This is a genomic window from Bombilactobacillus sp. ESL1202 (assembly GCF_058107125.1).
In genome coordinates this window covers 869,624-886,446 of record NZ_CM176590.1, presented here as the reverse complement: position 1 = coordinate 886,446, position 16,823 = coordinate 869,624, and the positions used below count along the sequence as shown (strand labels likewise).

The 16,823-nt window shown below is 34.4% G+C and carries 17 protein-coding genes and 1 pseudogene; 16 read left to right on the top strand and 2 right to left on the bottom strand.

The annotated features are described in order from the left end of the window. Positions 1 to 185 precede the first annotated feature (185 nt). Positions 186 to 359, top strand: a complete 174-nt coding sequence (locus AC3B7A_RS03910; protein WP_489756421.1) for a hypothetical protein — start codon at positions 186 to 188, stop codon at positions 357 to 359. A 787-nt stretch (positions 360 to 1,146) separates the two neighbouring features. On the opposite strand, the gene AC3B7A_RS03905 is transcribed toward AC3B7A_RS03910, so the two are convergent. Further along, positions 1,147 to 1,956 (bottom strand): tyrosine-protein phosphatase, encoded by an 810-nt coding sequence (locus tag AC3B7A_RS03905; protein ID WP_489756420.1) that lies wholly within the window; start codon positions 1,954 to 1,956, stop codon positions 1,147 to 1,149. 329 nt (positions 1,957 to 2,285) lie between these two features. On the opposite strand from AC3B7A_RS03905, the gene AC3B7A_RS03900 reads away from it, so the two are divergent. The 7 genes from AC3B7A_RS03900 (at position 2,286) to AC3B7A_RS03870 (ending at position 7,877) form a co-directional block, all read left to right on the top strand. Continuing rightward, a complete protein-coding gene (locus tag AC3B7A_RS03900) occupies positions 2,286 to 3,911 on the top strand; it encodes a DUF3114 domain-containing protein (protein WP_489756419.1) in 1,626 nt (541 codons plus the stop codon). A gap of 5 nt (positions 3,912 to 3,916) precedes the next feature. Further along, on the top strand, positions 3,917 to 4,792 hold the full coding sequence (locus AC3B7A_RS03895) for a hypothetical protein (RefSeq protein ID WP_489756418.1): 876 nt from the start codon (positions 3,917 to 3,919) through the stop codon (positions 4,790 to 4,792). A gap of 17 nt (positions 4,793 to 4,809) precedes the next feature. After that, on the top strand, positions 4,810 to 5,649 hold the full coding sequence (locus AC3B7A_RS03890; RefSeq protein WP_489756417.1) for a hypothetical protein: 840 nt from the start codon (positions 4,810 to 4,812) through the stop codon (positions 5,647 to 5,649). A gap of 17 nt (positions 5,650 to 5,666) precedes the next feature. Then, positions 5,667 to 6,524 (top strand): hypothetical protein, encoded by an 858-nt coding sequence (locus tag AC3B7A_RS03885; protein WP_489756416.1) that lies wholly within the window; start codon positions 5,667 to 5,669, stop codon positions 6,522 to 6,524. A gap of 37 nt (positions 6,525 to 6,561) precedes the next feature. Next, positions 6,562 to 6,897 carry a hypothetical protein gene (locus tag AC3B7A_RS03880; RefSeq protein ID WP_489756415.1) on the top strand — a complete coding sequence of 112 codons (336 nt, stop codon included), beginning with the start codon at positions 6,562 to 6,564 and terminating at the stop codon, positions 6,895 to 6,897. Further along, positions 6,897 to 7,169, top strand: a complete 273-nt coding sequence (locus tag AC3B7A_RS03875; RefSeq protein WP_489756414.1) for a DUF5344 family protein — start codon at positions 6,897 to 6,899, stop codon at positions 7,167 to 7,169. The genes AC3B7A_RS03880 and AC3B7A_RS03875 overlap by 1 nt, the downstream gene beginning before the upstream one ends. Before the next feature lie 225 nt (positions 7,170 to 7,394). Continuing rightward, a complete protein-coding gene (locus AC3B7A_RS03870; RefSeq protein WP_489756413.1) occupies positions 7,395 to 7,877 on the top strand; it encodes a universal stress protein in 483 nt (160 codons plus the stop codon). Between the two features lie 71 nt (positions 7,878 to 7,948). Here AC3B7A_RS03870 and AC3B7A_RS03865 read toward each other — a convergent pair whose 3' ends face one another. Beyond that, on the bottom strand, positions 7,949 to 9,829 hold the full coding sequence (locus AC3B7A_RS03865) for a beta-glucoside-specific PTS transporter subunit IIABC (RefSeq protein WP_489756412.1): 1,881 nt from the start codon (positions 9,827 to 9,829) through the stop codon (positions 7,949 to 7,951). A 520-nt stretch (positions 9,830 to 10,349) separates the two neighbouring features. Here AC3B7A_RS03865 and AC3B7A_RS03860 point away from each other — a divergent pair. The 8 genes and pseudogenes from AC3B7A_RS03860 to AC3B7A_RS03825 all read left to right on the top strand — a co-directional run. Then, entirely contained in the window at positions 10,350 to 10,841 is a 492-nt protein-coding gene (locus tag AC3B7A_RS03860) for a hypothetical protein (RefSeq protein ID WP_489756411.1), read from the top strand. 212 nt (positions 10,842 to 11,053) lie between these two features. Beyond that, positions 11,054 to 11,572, top strand: coding sequence for a GNAT family N-acetyltransferase (locus AC3B7A_RS03855; protein WP_489756410.1), 519 nt, complete (start codon positions 11,054 to 11,056; stop codon positions 11,570 to 11,572). A gap of 199 nt (positions 11,573 to 11,771) precedes the next feature. Further along, positions 11,772 to 12,935, top strand: coding sequence for an RNA-guided endonuclease TnpB family protein (locus tag AC3B7A_RS03850; protein WP_489756409.1), 1,164 nt, complete (start codon positions 11,772 to 11,774; stop codon positions 12,933 to 12,935). Between the two features lie 145 nt (positions 12,936 to 13,080). Beyond that, a complete protein-coding gene (locus AC3B7A_RS03845; RefSeq protein ID WP_489756408.1) occupies positions 13,081 to 14,325 on the top strand; it encodes a metallophosphoesterase family protein in 1,245 nt (414 codons plus the stop codon). 140 nt (positions 14,326 to 14,465) lie between these two features. Then, positions 14,466 to 15,737: a carboxylate--amine ligase gene (locus AC3B7A_RS03840; RefSeq protein ID WP_489756537.1), complete on the top strand. Its 1,272-nt coding sequence runs from the start codon at positions 14,466 to 14,468 to the stop codon at positions 15,735 to 15,737. Positions 15,738 to 15,757: 20 nt separating this feature from the next. Continuing rightward, positions 15,758 to 16,228 (top strand): universal stress protein, encoded by a 471-nt coding sequence (locus AC3B7A_RS03835; protein ID WP_489756407.1) that lies wholly within the window; start codon positions 15,758 to 15,760, stop codon positions 16,226 to 16,228. Positions 16,229 to 16,411: 183 nt separating this feature from the next. Next, the gene (locus tag AC3B7A_RS03830) at positions 16,412 to 16,573 is read left to right on the top strand and encodes a hypothetical protein (protein WP_489756406.1); all 162 of its coding nucleotides are present in this window, start codon (positions 16,412 to 16,414) and stop codon (positions 16,571 to 16,573) included. Between the two features lie 44 nt (positions 16,574 to 16,617). Continuing rightward, positions 16,618 to 16,802, top strand: a pseudogene (locus AC3B7A_RS03825) (IS3 family transposase); the annotation flags it as partial. Between the last annotated feature and the right edge of the window lie 21 nt (positions 16,803 to 16,823).

Here is a 16,823-nt window from a genome sequence, read left to right as displayed (position 1 = left end):
TGAATTAGCCTAAGGTTTTAATTAAGTTTGTTTAGATAAATTATTTAATGATAATCTCCTTTAAATTATTCTCAAACATTGTGTAACGTCTAAATAATTAAATTTTGCAGTAGTTAGGCAGATATTTTGTGTACTGTGAGATACAGCAGTTATAATGTAAAAAATTGAGAATAGAGGTGGATAGGATGGAATTAAAAAAATCAACGGCGATCAGAGTTGAAGTATTGACAGATAAAGATTTAATAAAAGTTAATGGTGGTAAAAATGATTGCTTAGGTGGCGGTGGCAATATTGGCATGGGAACGGTGTTTAAATTGCCTGGCTATGGAGCACGGAAGAAAAAATATAAAAAACATTAATTTTGAAACTGAATAATTAGTCATGAGAAGAGGGTTCAACAATGCTATTTTTTATTTTAGAAGTTTGTGTAACGTTGTTAATTTGGCTCACGATTAGTTTAACTATTTCGTTGATCAGGTATTGGTATTTGAAATTACGGGGTTTTAAGACTGAGAGTTTTTGGAACAATTTTCTAAGAATCTTATTTATTTATCCTTAAAAAATAAAAAATCTGGGATAAACTTCTGATTTTTAGGGCACTATAATAAGAAATGTTCATCTAAATATACAAATAATTCTTTTCGTTCCGGCACTTAATCTTTGTTATTGTGAAAATAACCAAGTAAAAGAGCATTGAAACCAAGAATACTTTCCTGATTTCAATGCTCTTTTTCTACAATTATTAATGATGCTGACGTTCGTGAAGCCAGATTACTAGTGAAGCAACGACCACTATGAGTAACAATAGCACGACGACAATTAACAAATTAGTTTTCCAAGAAAAGTTAGTTTGAAAAACGATAGTTACGATACTAAAAATTAATAAGATTGCTGCGATAATATTCCAAATAGGATTACTAATGTGATGAAGTAATACATAACTAAAAATGAAGACCACAGCTAACATTATTACAAAATTGCTGATAATCAACTTTTACTTCCAGACGCTTTCACTTTTCAGGCCAAATAAATCGGTGATAGCAAGAATGAAAGAGATTAGAGATATTCCCAAATTAAACCGATTTAATTTTTTAGTATTCATAATTGCTCCTTTTCTAACTGAATAAAATTTAATCAATTATCTGATTATTCTAAATAGATTTTTCGTAATTCTTCCATATCTTGATCACTGACATGTAATTGGGTTTTGATATAATTCAACCAGCTACCCGAAGTTTGCTTGATTTCCGCATCTGCGATCCGCAGATAATCAGGACTAACTGTTAGTAATGCTTTGGCTGAAGAGAGTTGTTTAGGATTTAAACCTTGGTCTTTAAGATTGGCTAGTTGTTGATCAACATAATTTTTCGAAGCGACATTAGTAAATAAATAATCTTTGGTAATGTCATCAAAGCTCAGGCCTAAAACGGTTAAAATCAAAGCGGCGCCGATACCAGTGCGGTCTTTACCAGCAGTACAGTGGAATAGTAAAGCTTCGTTATCTTGATCATTAGCTAATAATTGCTCAAAAAAGATTCGGTAAGCTTTTTTGGCACTGTCTAAATTAACAATATCGCGATAGGTATCTAACATTTCAGCGTGACCATTTTCAGGTATTTCAGACAGAGCTTCTTTTTCCATGGCGCTTTGTTCTTCTTCATCACTAAATTTGGAAGCTTGCGTTAAATCAACTTTAAAAACCGGATCAAATAAATACTTAGCTTGTGCAGGAACATGGTCGGGAACTTTAGCTTGTTCGTCGGCAGACCGAAAGTCAATATCATAACGGACACCGTAATCAGTCAGGTATTCTAAGTCCTTTTGATTCAAGCTACCTAAACTTCCGGAACGAATTAATTTATGATGCTTTAATTTGCGCCCATCTTTGGTTTGATAGCCACCTAATTCACGAAAATTGTTACCCGATGAAATATCTAAAAGTTGTTTCTTATCCATGTTTTGCCTCCGAACGTTTTCTTTAATTTTAACAAAAAATTTGCTGATGGGAGAATTATTTTTAAAATATCACATTGAATATGGAAACTTTAGTTGTGTTCAACTTGCTCAAAAATTGTTGGACACTACTTTGATTATCAATCAAAACTATTATAAAAAAACACTTTACTTATATTTTATTCATATGTTAATTTGTTTACATCTTAAAAAATTATTATAAAAATTAAAAGTTTGGGATAATAATCACATTCTGTTTAGAATAATAAAATCAATTTATTATTATGTTCGTAACTTTTTAATTTTTAAATAACAATTAAATGGGGAAAATGATGGTTAAAATAGATGTGAATCAACTGGAAGCCAATAATTATCACTTACAAAAGCAAACGCAAGCTTTGAAGGATCTGTTGGCAAATACTGATCGCAAAATGCAAGCTGTTCCACAAACAGAAGGCTTTAGTGGACACACGCAAGAACAAATGTCCGAATACGTTGAAGAAGCGCATCACCAAACTAGCCAAAGCTTGATTTCTGAGTTAGACCAATTAGCTCAAGGAATGCAGCGCTTGATTGACGACTTTAAAGAAAATGTTGACAGTAGTAGCAATGCCCGAATTGATACGGATAATTTAGACGATATTGAACAACAATTAAAAAAAGCGCGGGAATTAAATCGCCAAACGGTTGCGGAGCTGAATGATGCTTATCGACTGGCGATTGAAGCGGGTGCTAATTGTCAACTAATTGATAATCAAGCTGACGAGGCACTAGGTGAAACAATTCACTTTGTCCAAGAAACTAAGCGTTTATTGCTGAATTATAATAACCGGACGTTACCATTAAAACTGAGAAATTTAAGTAATAATGTCGTTAATATTAAAAAAGATTTAGCGGTCACGGCAGGCATTAAAGGTCAAGGCAAAGAGCATTTTCAAATTGCGGCTTTTCTAACTGCTTTAGAACATGACGGTTGGAATGCGGCGGCTTTAACTAGCTTTGAGCATTTTTTAGATGACCAAATTGATAAAGTAACAGGCAAAAAGGCAGCAGAGCAATTAAAGCAGCTGTTTAAACAAGCACGGCAAGTTGGCTCAACTGCGTTTAACGCGCTGTTTCGTCCTTATGCGGAAATAGGCGTTAGTCAAAAAGCTGCTAGTTCAGCTTTGACAATCATGATGAAGTATCTAGGAGCGACTGTAGAAAATGGTTATCTAAAATTAGAACATGGTTTTCCAAATTTAAATCCTTTTACCAACGAATTGCTTCAAGATTTGTTGCCCAAAGTCGTTCGCAAAGCGTTTCCGTTTACCAAAGGCAAGAAAGGTGGTTTAGCCACTGCTAGTGGAACTTTAGCGACGGAGATCCATCAACTGCGCTATTATATTTCTTATTCTAATGCAAAATATGTTGAACAAGTAGCAAAAAAGTTACACGTGACCCCAGGTGAATATTTGGATGATCTGAGTCAAACTGGCCAGTTCAAAGTAGCTAGTGAAAGTGCGCGGGCACATAATAAATTTAGAACAAATAGAAACTATTCTGATGTCGGAGCTTCCCATAACTATAAATTACTTTCTAATTTTCATGTGGAATTTATTATTAACAATCAAAGTGGTCAATTAGTCAAATTTGATCCGGCAGTAACTATTGGTAAAAGTGGGAAAAATTTAGCTGAATGGAATTTAAATGATTTAGCTGGTTTTGTGAATGGTCCTTCATACAATTATGCTGATAAAAATGATATGAATTTACCGCATTTAGAAAGTTCCCATTATAATTATGACTATAATTATACGGAATCCTTGGACATGCCTAATCGTAATGAAATGTTGATAGTAAAAGATAAAAATGAAAAAAATCGTGCTCCTTATATAACCCCACAGAAAAAAGGTGAAAATAAATATCATGATGTAGTTAGTTATTATGAATATCATAGTAGAGGCAAAGGTAAATAATTGTTATGAAAAAATTATTAAAAATTAGTCTATTATTTATGATATTAATAATAAGTGTTTTCAATTTAGGTCTCAGTAGTACTCCTAATCCACCCAGTCGCTCAGAAATGACTTCTAAATATCAAAAAATGAGCACCAAAAAATTACAAGCGCGTAAAGATGAAGGTGCTGTATTAACACCTAAGATCAAAGCTAAAACAGCTCAAGATTTGATTGGCAAATCGTTTTCTTTTAATCCAATTGAATATGAATATTTTCCAGGGGAGGGAAATGGCGAGTACTTTTTAAAACTAAACCCAGATCAAACTTTTATGTTGGTATGGAACAATGCCTTTAAAGTACGTACTGATCAAGAAGGTGGTATAAATGGACTCAGCGTTGAAACAGATGCTGGAGATTATAAGGTTTCTAAAACGCAAATCAGATTATTTATCCAAGATCATTGGATAGCTAATGAATTAGAAGATGATTTTCATCCTTTGAAACGGGTTAATAATTGGCCAATAACTCCAGATACTATGGGGCTAAATCTTACTTTGTATAACCATTTATCGGCTGATTTAAAGCGTGTAATACCAACTAGTCGTATTGATTATAGCTATGATAATGCGGATGGATTTGCTAAAAAGAATTATCCTAAAAAATATCTTAAATATTTAGAAGATTCAGGTGACTATATGATTACTAAGCGTGGTAGTCATTGGCAAGTACAAATGCCGGGAGTTGACATGATAGATGACCCAAGCAAAAAAGGTAAGTATAAGTTTTCTAAGAGTGTTGATAATTATGGTTACCTTCACAAATACGACCATGTTTATCCAATTCCTGATTCTATTCAAGCAGACTTAGTCAACAAATTTAAAGCTAGTGGTAGTTACTAATGCGAAAATGGAAAAGAATGATTTTTTTGTTAGTGACAATAGTGGCTGGATTTTTCACTTTAGGTCTCAGTAGTACTCCTAATTCACCCAGTCGCTCAGAAATGACTTCTAAGTATCAAAAGATGAGTGAAAAAAAATTGCAGGCACGAAAGGATGAAGGAGCAGTTTTAACGCCTAAGATTAAGGCTAAAACAGCCCAAGATTTGGTTGGTAAATCTTTTTCCTTTAACTCTAGTGAATTTGAATATTTTCCTCATGAAGGCGATGGCGAATACTTTTTAAAGTTAAAGTCTGATCAAACCTTTGTATTAATATATAACGATGCTTTTAAAGTACGAACTGATCAAGAAGGTAATCCAGATGGTATTAGTATTGAAACTTATGCGGGAAATTATACAATGTTCAAAACGCAAATAAAATTATTTATTCAAAACTACTGGATAACTACGGAAAATGAGGATGATTTTCATCCTTTAAAAAGAGTTAATAGTTGGTCGATAACACCAGATTCTATTGGAATAAATCTAACGTTATATAATCAATTGCCAGCAGATTTACAACAAAAGTTTACTTCTGATCAAATTAATTATAATTATCCAACTAAAAATAGAAATAACAAATGGTTTGAAAAGAAGTATGCTGATTTTTTGAACCATGCTGGTGATTTTATTCTGCAAAAGAAAAAGCAAAACTGGCGCTTGAAAGCACCACAAGTATTTGTTGGGGATCAGAATCAAAAATCATATAAGGATTTTAGTTACTTTGGTTATCTTCACAAATATGATCATGTTTATCCAATTCCCGATTCCATTCAGGAAGACTTAATCAACAAATTTAAAGCTAGTGGTAGTTACTAATGCGAAAATGGAAAAGAATGATTTTTTTGTTAGTGACAATAGTGGCTGGATTTTTCACTTTAGGTCTCAGTAGTACTCCTAATTCACCCAGTCGCTCAGAAATGACTTCTAAGTATCAAAAGATGAGTGAAAAAAAATTGCAGGCACGAAAGGATGAAGGAGCAGTTTTAACGCCTAAGATTAAGGCTAAAACAGCTCAAGATTTGATTGGCAAATCTTTTTCCTTTAACTCTAGTGAATTTGAATATTTTCCTCATGAAGGCGATGGCGAATACTTTTTAAAGTTAAAGTCTGATCAAACTTTTGTTTTGGTGTGGAATGACGCCTTTAAGGTAAGGACTGCTCAAGAAGGCGGAGGAAATGATTTGATGATTAGATTTTATGAAGGAAATTATCAAATATTAAAAAAGAGAATCAAATTGTTTACTCAATACTATTACGTTATTGGTGAAGATGAAGATGAAATTACTCCACTTAAACGGCTCAATAGTTGGCCTGTAACTCCAAGTTCTATCAATTTAAATCTTACTTTGTATAACCATTTGTCGGCTGATTTAAAGCGCGTAATACCAGCTAGTAGTATTAATTATAGCTATGATAATGCGGATGGATTTGCTAAAAAGAATTATCCTAAAAAATATCTTAAATATTTAGAAGATTCAGGCGACTATATGATTACTAAGCGTGGTAGTCATTGGCAAGTACAAATGCCGGGAGTTGACATGACAGATGACCCAAGCCAAAAAGGTAAGTACAAGTTTTCTAAAAGTGTTGATAATTATGGTTACCTTCACAAATATGATCATGTTTATCCAATTCCCGATTCCATTCAAGAAGACTTAATCAACAAATTTAAAGCCAGCGGTAGTTATTAGCGCTGAAAAAATTAAAGAACTAGGAGAATATAATTTAATGGATCGCGTTATTATTTCCCAAGATATTGAAGCCAAACAAGCGCAGTTACAAAAGCTGCAACGTTCAAAACATAAAATCAAATCTAAAATTGATAACCTACAAACAGCTATTCATCAGGTGAATAAGGTTCAGTCCACGGCTGAAGTTTGGCGTGGTCAACGAAAAAATAAATTGACACAATTACGAACAACGAGTTCAATTACTATACAGACTAATGAACAAAAAAATGATACTAATTTAAATTTAATTCATCAAAGAATTCAGCAGTTAGAAAATGAAATTAATAATTTGAAACAGGATTTGGCAATTGTTCAAGAAGCGGAGAAAAAATAATGACAACAATTAAGCTAGTTAAGGCGAATTACGATCAAAATGTTGCGCAAGCTAAAAGTGCAGTTCAGCAATTACAATCTCAGTCGTTAACGGCCACTCAAATAGCAGGCACAAACCTCAAGCCTTTTGTTAAAGCCGTTAAATTAGAAGAAGAATTGGAAAAATTGCTGAAACATTATACGAAAATCGCTGAACACGATACGGTTGAGTATGCTAAAGTGGCGACTGAATTTGAGAAAACAGATGTAGCGGTAGCTACTGCGTTTGAATAGTTGTTATTTTTAGGTTTTTAATTTAAAAATAGTTCACGAGTAATATTTACAGACAATTTTGATTATAAACAATATGTAATTGCTTGAAAAAAGCGGAGGTAAATTTTTCGAGTGTTGAACTGATTATGTTATAATTAAATTAATAAAATTGTTTTTTAATTTTAGAATTAAAAATTCGCCAAGATTATTTGTTAGACGTCTTTGACGAGGAGGGTGGCAAGCCTTATGCAAGAATATCAAAGAATTTTGGTTCCCGTAGACGGTTCCAAAGAATCAGAAACGGCACTCAAAAAAGCAACGCAAGTCGCAATTAGAAATCATGCCACAGTTGATGTACTAAATGTCTTGGACACTCGTCAATTTGTGGGCGCTTATGGTGGAATGTTAACGAGTGATATTATTTATCAAATTACCGAAGATTCTGAAAATTATTTAGCTCAACTCAAGGAGCAAATGATTAAAGATGGTTTAGCAGCTGATGATATTAAGATCCACATTCGTTTTGGTGATCCAAAGATAATTATTGCAGTTGATTTCTTTAAGGATTATGATGATGACTTGATTATTTTGGGGTCTACTGGTTTGAATGCGGTGGAACGCTTACTAGTCGGTTCAGTGTCTTCATATGTGATTCGTAATGCATCAACTGATGTGATTGTAGTACGCACGGAATTAGATAATAAGACGGTTCCAACGAAGAATAAATAATTTTCACTAAAAATTAGCCACAAAAAAATCCTTCACTTAAGAAGGATTTTTTTGTGTAATTAACAATTAGTTTAAGCTTTTGGTGTTACTGTAATTAGTGGATTATCATCAGCTTCAGTATCATCAGTAAACTTAAAATCATAATCATTAGTATTGGTGACAATCATCATCACAGTATTATCATAACCGGCTTTTTTAATTGCTTCGTAGTCAAATTCGATTAATGGTGTCCCAACTTCAACAGTTTGCTCTTTTTTGACTAATAATTTGAAGTGTTCACCATTTAAATTGACAGTATCAATTCCTAAATGTAATAAGACTTCAACGCCATTATTACCGGTGATCCCAACAGCATGACCAGTTGGATAAGCCACACTAATTGTTCCAGCGATTGGTGACCGAACAATTTTATCGGTTGGCACAATCGCAATTCCTTTGCCCATAGCTTCAGAGGCAAAGACTTGATCACTAACATTTTTAATTGGGATAATAGTTCCTTCAACTGGAGCCATTAATTCTGTTTCTGAAGACTTTGAATTGTTGGTTGAATCAGCAACGACAGTATCGTTTTTGACTGTAGCGGTAGCAGCTTTTTGGTTATCATTAACGCCACCCCAAAGGTAGGTCATAATGGCAGCAAGTGCAAAAGCAACCACATCGCCCACACAAGATAAGGCAAAGCCTTTACTAATAAAGGTTGGCAAACTCAAGATACTAGCTAAACCAACTGTATTAGCATGAACACCAGCAAAAGCAACAATGGCGCCACCAATACCACCAGCGGCCATTGCGCAATAAAATGGCTTCTTTAATTTTAAGGTAATACCATAAACTGTTGGTTCAGTAATACCGAAAATGGCAGTGATGGTGTTAGAACCAGCTAAACCTTTCATCTTGTCATCTTTAGTTTTTAAGAAGACGCCTAAAGCCGCACCAGCTTGAGACAAAACTGCTGGTAGTAAAATTGGCATCAGTGGATCATAACCCCATTTAGATAAGTCATTCATCATAACGGGAACAAAAGCCCAATGAACACCAAAGATAACAAAGACTTGCCAGAAAGCACCAAGAACAAGACCGGATAGAATGCGAACATGTTGATACAGTGCTAGAACGATTCCGGCTAAGAAACCACTAATAGCATTACTAATTGGTCCCACAATCAAGAAGGTCAGTGGAACTAAAATCATTAACATACATAGAGGCGTCAAAATGTTACGCACAGATTCGTGCCAGAATTTGTTAAACAGCGGCTCTAACCATTTTTGAACAACAACTACTAATAAAATTGGAATAACGGTACTAGTATAAGTAGCTTTTGAAATTGGAATGGAGAAAAAGTCTAAGCTTTTCATGTTAACCATGGTTGGATAGACTAAAGCCATGCCGATAGCAACTGTTACATATTGATTAACCTTCATTTGCTTAGCAGCAGTAAAAGCTAAAATAACTGGTAAGAAGTAAAAGATTCCATCAGCCGCCGCATACCAAATTTGATAGGCACCAGTTTTGGGTGTCATCCAATTTAAAACAACAAATAAAGACAATAAGCCTTTTAAGATACCGGCACCAGCCATGGCACCTAGAAATGGTGTGAAAGAGCCGGAAATGAAGGTAACAAAGGCATCAAACATTCCTTTAAGTGTTAACTTCTTTTTTTCATCGCTCACAGTGGCACTAGTTTCTTGATCGTTGCCTTCACCAAGTCGTGGGTCAATGGCTACTAAGGCGTTATAAACATTACCGACATTATTACCAATCACAACTTGGTATTGCCCACCAGCTTGAACGACAGTGATAACCCCGTCTAAATTTTCAATTTGATCGGTTTGGGCTTTGGCTGCGTCTTTTAAAGTAAAACGCAAACGTGTAGCACAATGCCAAGCGGCATTGATGTTTTCATCACCACCAACGAGCTTGAGGATTTGAGCTGCTAAATCTTGTTCGTTCAATTTAATTCCCCCCATTAATTAGAGTGCTATCATAATCTAATATAAAGAAAAAAATTTTTAGAAATGAATTTAAGTTTTAAATTATTTTTAAAAATTAATTTTGAACTATAATTACCAAAGCTGTAATATAAGTTTTATTTCTATTTAGATGATAGCGTTTTTAACCTAAGTCATTATTTTATACCAAAGCAAAGTAATTAACAATATCATAATTATTAAATTTATCTTGTATTTTTAGTCGTTTTAATTAAGTGGGATACAAAAAAAGTTGTTTGGCAGTTATGTGTTAAAGGGATTTCATTTCTTGAGGCACAAACTATGGTTTTCTAGAATGCGATAATAAATTAGTATCTGCATCATTCTAAAAGTAATAGATCATTATTTCAGTTTTCTGCTGCTTTTGGTTGGAAATATTGATTTTAATGAGGTTAATTTTAAGTAATTACTAGCGGGACAGTTGCTGGTATCTCACAACGTAAACAGTTATAATTTAATTGATAGAATCTGTTGGAGGAAAAAGATGGAAGCACAAACGATTAGTCACTTCGCCGATTGGTTAGAAGATCATAGTTCACAAATTAGCAATCAAACAGCCACTTTGGATGTTCAAAAGGTCTATGAATTATTAAATGATCTAGCAATTTTACGGCAACCAGTTCAAGATTATTTGACAATGACAGAAGAGCAGTACTATCAAAATGAGTCTGATCATCGTTTGACTTTACAACATGAACAGCAAACTTTAGATCAATTGCAAGATCGAGTTTTGGTGAATCACGTTGATGGTAGTCTTGTTGATAGTAAAATTAATTTTGAATATAATCATGAAAATCCTTATCAAACAGGGACTTATGATGTGCAAATTGATTTACATTTGATTGAATATGCTTTTGAAGTTATTGGTGCTGTGGTGGCTAATGCGCTGATGAGCGATGTGCGCAATAATTTATCGCCAGATGCAGTCTTATCAATTGCTTTAGCAGCTCACCAAATTGATAATTGGCAAAAATAAGGTCATAAACACACTACTAAATTAGTAATCATTTAATCTATAGCGGCTGCCGGCCTCAATCTTGAACACTTTCAAGTTGGTGGCTTACTATCCAACTAAAAGCGATTTGTTAACAATTATTTAATAAAGATAAAAAAATTGTTTTAATGGTTGCAATTTGTTATTGACCTCGGTACCATGTTCTGGTGTTTCAATTTTGGGAGGGATAGATAATGCCAGTCACATATTTACGGAAAGTTAACGCTGATGAAATTGAATTAGTGGTCGAAATTATTGAAGAAGCCAAAGGTGTCCTTCGTGGTCGGGGTGTCGATTTGTGGCAAGATGGTTACCCTGATCAAGCAATTTTGCAAGATGATATTGCTCGTGGGATTGCTTATTTTTTAATGCGAGATGATCAAATTGCTGGCGTAGCCGCTTTAGAAGATCAAGGTGAGCAAATGTATGATGAAATTTATGATGGTCAATGGAGTCCTGATTCTCAAGATAAGTATGCAATAATTCATCGCGTGGCCATTTGTCAGGGGCATCAAGGTGAAGGTTTAGCGTCTATCTTTATTCAACATTTAATGAGTGTGGCTGCGGCTTTAGGCTTTAGTGATGTGCGGATTGATACGCATTTTGATAATTTAGCCATGCGCCACGTGATTGAAAAAAATGGTTTTCAGCAAAGTGGAACGATTGATAATATTATGCACAAACCTTGTGTTGCTTACCAACGTTTTATTTAAAGCTAAAAGAGGTTGTTCACCAGGTATTAAGAAATAATTTTTCTTGATAGCCAAGAACACCTCTTTTTAATTTTTTAAAACGAGCAAGGAAACACGTTCTTTTAAGGAAGTGATGAATTGCTCCATGTTTAAATTTTAGCTGTTTTGTAAATATCGATGGCTTATAATTAATTTATTAAACCAAGGGTGGTGCAAGATTGTGGTGTTCAAAGCTGTTAAACTAAAAATCTATCCTAATCAAAAACAACAGCAACAAATCATTGAAAACTTTGGTGCAGTGCGCTTTGTTTGGAATCAAATGTTAGCGATGCAGCAAGAACGCCATGATAACGGTGGCAAGTTTGTTAAGACGTTTGGCATGAATTATTTGGTTAAACAATTGAAACGAGAATATACATTCTTAAAGAGCGCTGAAGCCACTAGTTTGTTGAATGCCAATAAACATTTAGGAACTGCTTATGAACGCTTCTTTCACAAGCAAGCTCGTTTCCCCAAGTTCAAATCTAAGCATTATGCCAAGCAAAGTTATACTTGCAATAATGTTAAGCAAAACATTAGAGTCCTGAAGCAACATTATTTAAAATTGCCTAAATTAGGGATCGTCAAATATCGTGGCCGAGACATCGCTGCCAAGATTAAATCGGCAACGATTAAGCTGAGTCCAGCTGGTAAGTTTTATTGCGTTTTATTGATTGAGTGCGAAAACCAAGTACCATTTGAGAAAACGGGTCAAACAGTGGGGTTAGATATGGGAGTTGCCGATTTAATGATTAGTTCTGCTGGTCAAAAGTTTCAAACGGTTCGGTTTGATAATCAGTTATCGCAGAAAAAACGTCAATGGCAACGTCAACTAGCTCGCCGGCGAACTTTGGCTAAGACGCGTGTTGCCATGCATAATCAATTGCATCCTGATAACAAGATTGATCTAAATGATTGTTACAATTATGTGCAAGCCAAGCAAAAGGTGGCTCAAATTTCAGAACAAATTGCCAATCAGCGCCATGATTATCTGAACAAGTTAACGACCCAATTAGTTAAAGACTATGATGTAATTGTGATTGAAGATTTGAAAACCAAAAATCTGTTGCAAAATCACCATCTAGCTAAAGCGATCGCTAATCAAGCATGGCGAGAAATTCGGCGGCAATTGGAGTATAAATGTGCGTGGCATGGTAAACAATTAATTACTGTCAATCCCAGAAAAACGAGTCAAATCTGCTCAAATTGTGGCTATGATGACGGAAAACATGAGTTAGATGTCAGACAGTGGCAATGTCCACAATGTAAAAAGCAACATGACCGCGATGTCAATGCTGCATTAAATATCAAACAATTAGGCTTGGAACAAGCCCTGGTCAAGTAGGATAAACCGCTACTAAGTTGTCAGACAAAGCTTAGCAAGTTAAGTCTGTTCCCAGAAGCACGGTACTTTAGTACCGATGTAGTTCACGAAAGTAATTATTTCGTTTCTAAGCCGTGATTGTAGCCATTAGTGATGGAGTATTTAGATGTTTAACAAAGCGCAAATAACTAATTTAAAGTCTCCCGTGCATTTTTTAAATCAACCTTACATTGGACAAGTAATTCAAGTTCAAGAAATTTTATGGCCTCAAACAGCAGGACAGCAAGTTTATTATCGATCACGTCCGTTTGAAAAATTTCGTCCAGTGCCACTCAAACCAAGGAACTTTGTGAAAGCTTATCTGAGGCTTTTTGCACACTCCATTGCGCCATATCTGGCTTCTGATCTAACATTTGGTGTAATTACAGATACACATATTAAATTTATTGCTAGTCAAAGTTATTATGGTTTTAATGGTTGGCAGCATATTCAGGAATTTTTAGAATTGGCGCAATTGTTACCATTGAATTTAGTGGTACACTTAGGAGATATAATTGATGGTAGTGAAGAAACGAATCTTGATTGTCAATTACTCAAACAAGTTAGTGCTAGTTTTGCCCAACAAACGTTGCCTTATTTAATTGTGAAGGGTAATCATGATGATCATGATAAATATGATGAGCATACTAAAAATCGGCGAGCAACTTTTTCTAAGCTGACGTTTCATGATCTGATAGAATTGCCCCAACAAAAACAGACTAATTCGGCTGTAGTTTTTAAAAACCAGGGGATTCGTTATTTTGATCAGGGCTCAATGCGGGTCTTAGTCTTAGATACGAGTGATATCTCCTATCAATTAAATGAGCAAGGGCAGAGAAAATATGATCATAAATTGGTTTTAGGCTTACGCCAAGCGCAAATTCAGGAATTGGTACAAGTTCTGCAGGCTTCAGCTGATAAACAGATTGTAATTTTAAGTCATGCCAATTTGATAACTACTAAGGGACAAAGTGCTGTGCATAATGGTAAGGCAGTTCATGATTTACTAAAAGCTTTTAATCACGGTTTACGAGGTCAACTCAATCATCAAGACTTAGATCCAGAATTTTCCGTGCAGGTCAAATTTGACTTTCACCAAAATAAAACGGGCAAAGTTTTGGCTTGTTTGGCGGGACATCGTCATATAGAAGCGCAATATCGAGTTGATCAAATTCTTTATGTTTTACTAAATGTTTCTGCTTTGATGGGGAAAAATCATGGTTTGACCACTAAATATAATCGAGCTTGGAACCGCAAGCTAGGTCAACTTTCCGAATTTGCAGGGTATATCGTTAATTTAGATTTAAAACAACAAAGATTAAATATTTTTGGTTATGGGGCTGCCAGCTTTTGGCGGAGGTTTAAAATTTAAGAGTAATTTAAAATTTTTTTTCGTATTGGGCGGTTGATTTGGTACAATGTGGTTGTACTTGATTCCATAAATACGTAAAAGCCAGTTTTATTGGATAATAATTAATTGAATCAAACTCTAGTTATAAAGGAATGTGAGAGATTATCGATACTCAGAGTAAACCAAACTTTACACCAGTTCTTTTAGGTAGTGATATTAATGCTTACGGTTTTGCCCGTTCATTTTATGAATTAACGCAACAACCGGTACAGGCTTATGCGCAAGTGGCGTTAGCCCCAACCAAGTATTCAAAAATTATCAATGTTAATTTATATGATGGTTTCACGGAGGATCCAGCTTTTATTGACAATATGCGCAAAATTGCGCAGCAATATGCTGATCATCAAGAACCTGTTATTTTATTAGCCATGGGTGATGGTTATGCCGAGCTAATTGCTAAGCACAAAGAAGAACTATCTAAAACTTTTGTTTGTCCTTATGTGGATTATGATTTGTTGCGCAAATTAAATAATAAAGAATCATTTTATCAAATTTGTGAAAAATATCATTTGCCGCATCCGAAAACAAAAATTATTACCAAACAGATGTACCAACAACAAGATTTGACGGTGCCGTTTGACTATCCGGTGGCTTTAAAACCAGCCAATAGTGTAGAATGGTTAGATATTCATTTTGAAGGTCGTAAAAAAGCTTTTACAATTCAAGATCAAGCCGAATTTCTCGACATTGTTGCTAAAATTTATGATAATGGATATCAATCAGATCTGATTTTGCAAGAATTTATCCCGGGTGATGATTCGCATATGCGGGTTTTAAACGCTTATGTTGACCAAAACCATCACGTTAAATTAATGTGTTTAGGGCATCCATTGTTGGAAGATCCAACGCCGGCAGCTATTGGTAATTATGTGGCAATTTTACCTGAGTATAATCAAAAATTGTATGATGTGATTCAACGTTTCTTAGAAGAAATTGAATTCACAGGCTTTGCCAATTTTGATATGAAGTTTGATGATCGTGATCAGGAATTTAAACTGTTTGAAATTAATTTGCGCCAAGGACGTAGTAGCTTTTATGTTACTTTAAACGGTTATAATTTAGCGCAATTCTTAGTGGATGATTATGTTAATCAAACCTTAGATTCACGGCCAACTGTTTATGGCAATAAGAATAAGGCGCAGTATCAATTATGGCTGGGAGTACCCGCTGGGGTCTTTAAAAAGTATGCCTTAGAAAATCAGTACAAAGAAATTGCTCTCGAATTACTGCGACAAGACCGTTATGGCACAACTGTTTTCTATAAGGGTGATCTTGGACTTAAGCGTTTAGTTTTATTGACTTATATGTTTCATCGCTATCGTGGACGTTTCAAACGCTATTTTGCAGAAAATAAGGGCCAAAACTTAAAATAATTTTAGTGGAGGTTAGGGATTTGAATTCAGAATTAAAGAACTATCAAGTAACAGAGAAACGGTTTACTAAAATTTTGGTAGGTATTGATGTGGATGACTTTACTTCATCTGATCATGCTTTTAATGCTGCTTGTACAATGGCTAGAGATCTTGATGCTCAGTTAGGTGTAGTAGCAGTTCTAGAATCACAAGATGTTAATGTTTTTGATAGTATGTCACCTAATAAAATGGATGATAAGCGCTTGGATTTATCCCATGATTTGTTGGAATATGTAGAAAAAGCTAAAGGGTTTGGTGTTGAACAAGTTAAACCTATTTTAGCCGAAGGTGATCCGGATAAGGTAATCTTAGATGAAGTAGTAGCTGACTTTCAACCAGATTTAATTGTGATTGGCTCGGAAGCTAAAACAATTTTAGGTAAAACAGTTGGTAACGAGGCTAAAGGTATCGTTGAAAAATCACCTATTAGCGTATTAATAGTACGTGATTAATTTTTAAAATATTAATTAGGTACTTCTTCAGTGAGGTTGGAACGAAATAATTAATTAATGTTAGTAATCTAGACACTGATATTATTGTCCCGACACTACTTAAGAAGTACTTTTTATTTTCAAAAATAAATTGGTAGACATAAAAATGCCCCCAAAGTTAGGACAACTTTGGAGGTTATTTTTATGTCTAAATTGTCTAAGCAAGATAAAATCAATATTTATTATTTATGGAAGAATGAAAACTTAGGTCCTAAAGAGTTGAGCAATAAGTATAATATTAATCGTGGTCAAATTTCATATTTGGTAGCTTTAATTGAGTGCCATTCTGTCACAATCTTGGATTAACCATATACTCATTACTCTGTGGAATATAAGGAGCAAGCTATCAAATGGAAGGTTTCTTTGGTATTCTCAAACGAGAAATGTTTTATGGCTTTGAGAAAAATTTTCAGAATTTAACAGAATTTAGAAGTAGCAATCAAATCTTATATTAGTTACTATTAATAATCAAAGAATCAAAATCAAATTAAAAGGACTAACTCCGATGGAGTATCGGAAATTAGTCCTAAGTTAAAGTTTAAAAATCTGTCCTAAT